Source organism: Halorubrum sp. SD612 (assembly GCF_002135005.1).
Window position 1 is genome coordinate 1 of record NZ_NEWI01000174.1, and the last position, 4,610, is coordinate 4,610.

The following is a 4,610-nucleotide window of genomic DNA, read 5'->3' on the forward strand; positions in this document are numbered from 1 at the left end:
TCAAAGGGGCAGCCACGGGGGCTTTGGGCGTGTTCTCTGCGGGAGCGACTCGGAATACGACCGGAGAAACGTGTCGCGCGCGAGCGACGACCGAGCCGAATCGGGGGCGAACTCGGGGGGATCACGACCGAGATACTCGCGTTAACGGCGATCAACCAAAACAGACGCAGCAGCGCCGTTAACCCGGATACAAGCCGGATTAAACCGCGTTAAGCGACTTCGCTTTTTATACGGAAAGGGGGACTGGACCCGAGTGGACATGAGCGAACGCACGAGAGCGATCCTACTGGCCGCAGTCGTCGCGCTCGGCGCCGTGACGGGCGTCGCGGCGACGGGCGTCGCGGCCGCCGACGGCGGCCTCGAAGTGGCCGTCGACGACGCGGACGGCGAACCGACGGTCACGGTGACCGAGAACGACACCGCGGTCGAGAACGCGACGGTCGTCGTGAGCGTCGTCGACGATGACGACGAGAACGCGTCGTACGCGGGGACCGGCGAGTACGAGACCGACGCGAACGGCACGGTCGACCTTCCCGCCGCCGAGGAGGACGTCACCGTCGCGGTGACCGCCGCCGCCGCGGGCGACGACACCGCCTCGACGACGGTCGACCTCGAAGCGCCCGACGGCCTCGAACTCGACGTGGAGAACGCCGAGAGCGAGCCCGTCGTCACAGTGACGAACGACGACGACCCGGTCGAGAACGCCTCGGTGAACGTCACGGCCGTCGACGAGAACGCCTCCTACGCCGGCGCGGGCGAGTACGAGACCGACGCGAACGGCACGGTGACGCTGCCGGCCGCCGAGGAGGACGTGACGGTGAACGTCACGGCCGAATACGACAACGAGAGCGCCTCGGAGACGGTCGACATCGAGGCGCCCGACGGCCTCGAAGTGGCCGTCGACGACACCGACGGCGAGCCCGTCGTCACGGTCACCGACAACGGCACCGCGGTCGAGAACGCCTCGGTGACCGTCACGACCGTCGACGAGAACGCCACCTACGCCGGCGCGGGCGAGTACGAGACGGACGAAGACGGAACCGTCGGCCTCCCGGCCGCCGAGGAGAACGTCACGGTCGAGGTGACCGCCGCGTACGAGGGCGAGAGCGTCTCGACGACCGTCGACCTCACCGTCGGCGACGAGGACGAGGCCGAGGGGCAGCCGTTCGGCCAGCTCGTCCGGGAGTTCATCGAGGACATCGAGGACCGCGAGGGCGGCATCGGTGGCGCGGTCTCCGACTTCGTGACGGCGAACAACCCCGGTAACGCCCCGGACCACGCGGGCGGCCCCGGCGGTCCGGACGACGCGGACGATGGCGACGACGCCGAGAACGAGACCGACGCGCCCGGTAACGCGCCCGATCACGCCGGTCCCGACGGTGAGGATGACGACGAGCGCGGCCCGCCGTCCGACGCCGGCCCCGACCGCGAGGAGGACGGCGACGATGCCGAGGAGACCGAGGGTGATGCTGAAGACGACGACGCCGACGAAGAGGGCGAGGACGCCGACGAGGACGAAGAGGACGAGGAGAGCGCGGAAGACGAAGAGGACGAGGAGAGCGAGGAAGACGAGGCTGAAGACGACGCCGACGAGGAGGAAACGGAAGCCGACGAGGACGCTGACGAAGACGAAGCGGACGAGGAGGAAACGGAAGCCGACGAGGACGCTGACGAAGACGAAGCGGACGAGGAGGAAACGGAAGCCGACGAGGACGCTGACGAAGACGAAGCGGACGAGGAAGCCGACGATGACGACGGCGAGGGCGGACCGCCGGACCACGCTGGCGGCCCGGGCGGGAACTGACGACGCGGTCCGCAGCTCGGTTCGGTAACGCGGGCGACGGTCGCCGAGACCGACTCTCATTTTGCGGACGCACTCCGGTGTCGGCAGGGTTTAGTGCGCCGTGAGCGAACCGAGAGGTATGAGCGAAACCGCGTATCCGCCGGTGTCACAGCACCTCTCCGACGTCGATGCGGCCCGGGAAGAGGGCCGCCGGAAGATGGACTGGGCGCTCCAGCACATGCCGATATTGAACGCGCTGCGCGAGGAGTTCGTCGACGAGCAGCCGCTCGCCGGCGAGACGATCGCGATGGCGATGCACGTCGAGGCGAAGACGGCGAACCTCGTCGAACTGCTCGCCGAGGGCGGCGCCGAGGTGGCGATCACCGGGTGTAACCCCCTCTCGACGCACGACGACGTGTCGGCCGCGCTCGACGACCACGAGTCGATCACCTCCTACGCCGTGCGGGGCGTCGACGACGACGAGTACTACGACGCGATGCACGCCTGCATCGCCCACGAGCCGACCGTCACCGTCGACGACGGGATGGACATGGTGAAACTCGTCCACGAGGAGTACCCCGACCTGATCGACTCCATCGTCGGCGGCGCCGAGGAGACGACCACGGGCGTCGACCGCCTGCGCGCGATGGACGCCGACGGCGAGCTCCACTACCCCGTCTTCGCCGTCAACGACACGCCGATGAAGCAGCTGTTCGACAACGTCCACGGCACGGGCGAGTCGTCGCTCGCGACCATCGCGATGACGACGAACCTCTCGTGGGCCGGGAAGAACGTCGTCGTCGGTGGCTACGGCCAGTGCGGGAAGGGCGTCGCCAAGAAGGCGTCCGGGCAGAACGCGAACGTCATCGTCTGCGAGGTCGACCCGCGGAAGGCGCTCGAAGCGCACATGGAGGGGTACGAGGTGCTCCCCATGGAGGAGGCCGCCGCGAAGGGCGACGTGTTCATCACGACGACGGGCAACCGCGACGTGATCACCCGCGAGCACTTCGCGGAGATGAGCGACGGCGTCCTGCTCGCGAACGCCGGCCACTTCGACGTGGAGGTGAACCTCGACGACCTCGACGACCTCGCCGTGGACCGCTACGAGGTCCGCGACGGCGTCGAGGGGTTCGAGATGCCCGACGGCCGCGTCCTCAACGTCATCGCGGAGGGCCGCCTCGTCAACCTCGCCGCGCCCATCGCCTTAGGCCACCCGGTCGAGGTGATGGACCAGAGCTTCGGCGTTCAGGCGGTCGTCGTCCGCGAGCTCGCCGCCAACGGCGACGCGTACGACGCCGGCGTCCACGACGTGCCCGACGAGCTCGATCGCGAGGTGGCGGACATCAAGCTCGCCGCCGAGGGCGTCGAGTACGACGACCTCAGCGACGAGCAGCGCGAGTACATGGGGAGCTGGGAACACGGGACCTGACCCGGCCGGACGGCGACCGCCGAGCCCGCCGGTTCGACCCGCTTTTGTGCCGCGCGACCGTACCGGACGTATGAATCTCACCGCGGTGTTACACTCCGGATTCGGTGTCTCGGTGTTAGCCGGAATCCTCGTCTCCGACACGACGCTTCGCGTCGCCGCGTTCGCGCTCGGCGCGGTCCTCTTCGTCGCCGGCATTGTCGTGTCGCGGCGCGGCGACTGAGACGAGCCGAACGGCGCGTCGCCTCGCCGAACGGTGACGACCGGCCCCGGCTCGCGTCCTTTTTCCCCCGCGACCGCTTACGAGAGCCAGTGACAGTCACGAGCGTCCACGACCCGAGCCACCGCGAGGCCCTCTGGGAGCTGGAGGACGCCTTCGAGCGCGGCGACCGGATCAGCGTCTTCGGCCGCTGTACGGTCAGCTACGAGGGGCGTGCGGCCTCGGACCTGGGCGCCGGCGACCGACTGCTCGTGTTGAAGCCCGACGGCGCCGCCCTCGTCCACACCGACGAGGGGCGGCAACCCGTCAACTGGCAGCCGCCGGGGTCGGAACACCGCGCCGCGGTGCGCGAGGGACGGCTGCGCGTGCGCGCGACGCGGAGCAACCCCGACGAGACCCTGACCGTTCGCTTCGCGGCCGTCGACCAGCTCTCCGCGATGGCCGTGACCGGCGGCCGCGACCTCACGCTCCACGGGAGCGAGGAGGACCTCCGGACCCGAATCTTGGAGCGCCCCGACCTCGTCGAGCCCGGGTTCGAGCCCCGCGAGACCGAACGCCCGTCCAGCGCCGGTCCGATGGACGTCTTCGGCGTTGACGCCGACGGCACGCCGGTCGTCGTCGAGCTGAAGCGCCGCCGGGTCGGTCCGGACGCCGTGGGACAGCTCGCGCGGTACGTCCGGGCGCTCCGCGAGGAGTTGGGGATCGAGGCGAACGACGGCGAGACCGACGACGCGGACTCGCCGGAGGTGCGCGGGATCTTAGTCGCCCCGTCGGTCACCGACCGCGCCGCGGAGCGGCTCGCGGAGCGCGGCTTCGACCACGTCGCGCTCGAACCGACGCCGGAGGAGTGAGCGGGCGGCGTGTCAACGCAGACCGCAATCCGGCGGATCGCCGGCGCTGACTCCCTGAGGAGCCGCGGCGGACGCCTCGCTATCGAAGGGTTTATCGCCGCAGCGCGGGCTACATCGGACAAGTAGCCATGTCTGACAAACCCGCCTCTATGTATCGGACGATCGACAAGCCGTCGTACACCCGCCGCGAGTACATCACGGGTATCCCCGGCTCGAAGATCGCCCAGCACAACATGGGCGACCTCTCCGCGGAGCCGGACGACTACCCCGTCCAGATCAGCCTCCGCGTCGAGGAGGAGCTCCAGGTTCGACACGGGTCGCTGGAGAGCG

4 protein-coding genes and 1 pseudogene are annotated in these 4,610 nt (G+C 69.5%); all 5 read left to right on the forward strand.

All coding sequences use genetic code 11. The annotated features are described in order from the left end of the window. Positions 1 to 259 precede the first annotated feature (259 nt). The gene (locus tag B9G38_RS14320; protein ID WP_086220820.1) at positions 260 to 1,804 is read left to right on the forward strand and encodes a DNA primase; all 1,545 of its coding nucleotides are present in this window, start codon (positions 260 to 262) and stop codon (positions 1,802 to 1,804) included. A gap of 118 nt (positions 1,805 to 1,922) precedes the next feature. Continuing rightward, the gene (locus B9G38_RS14325; protein ID WP_086220818.1) at positions 1,923 to 3,212 is read left to right on the forward strand and encodes an adenosylhomocysteinase; all 1,290 of its coding nucleotides are present in this window, start codon (positions 1,923 to 1,925) and stop codon (positions 3,210 to 3,212) included. Between the two features lie 70 nt (positions 3,213 to 3,282). Beyond that, positions 3,283 to 3,432 (forward strand): hypothetical protein, encoded by a 150-nt coding sequence (locus B9G38_RS18360; protein ID WP_167373095.1) that lies wholly within the window; start codon positions 3,283 to 3,285, stop codon positions 3,430 to 3,432. An 89-nt stretch (positions 3,433 to 3,521) separates the two neighbouring features. Beyond that, positions 3,522 to 4,280, forward strand: a complete 759-nt coding sequence (gene nucS / locus B9G38_RS14330) for an endonuclease NucS (RefSeq protein ID WP_086220819.1) — start codon at positions 3,522 to 3,524, stop codon at positions 4,278 to 4,280. Positions 4,281 to 4,408: 128 nt separating this feature from the next. Further along, positions 4,409 to 4,610 (forward strand): annotated as a pseudogene (gene rpl10e, locus B9G38_RS14335) (50S ribosomal protein L16); the annotation flags it as partial.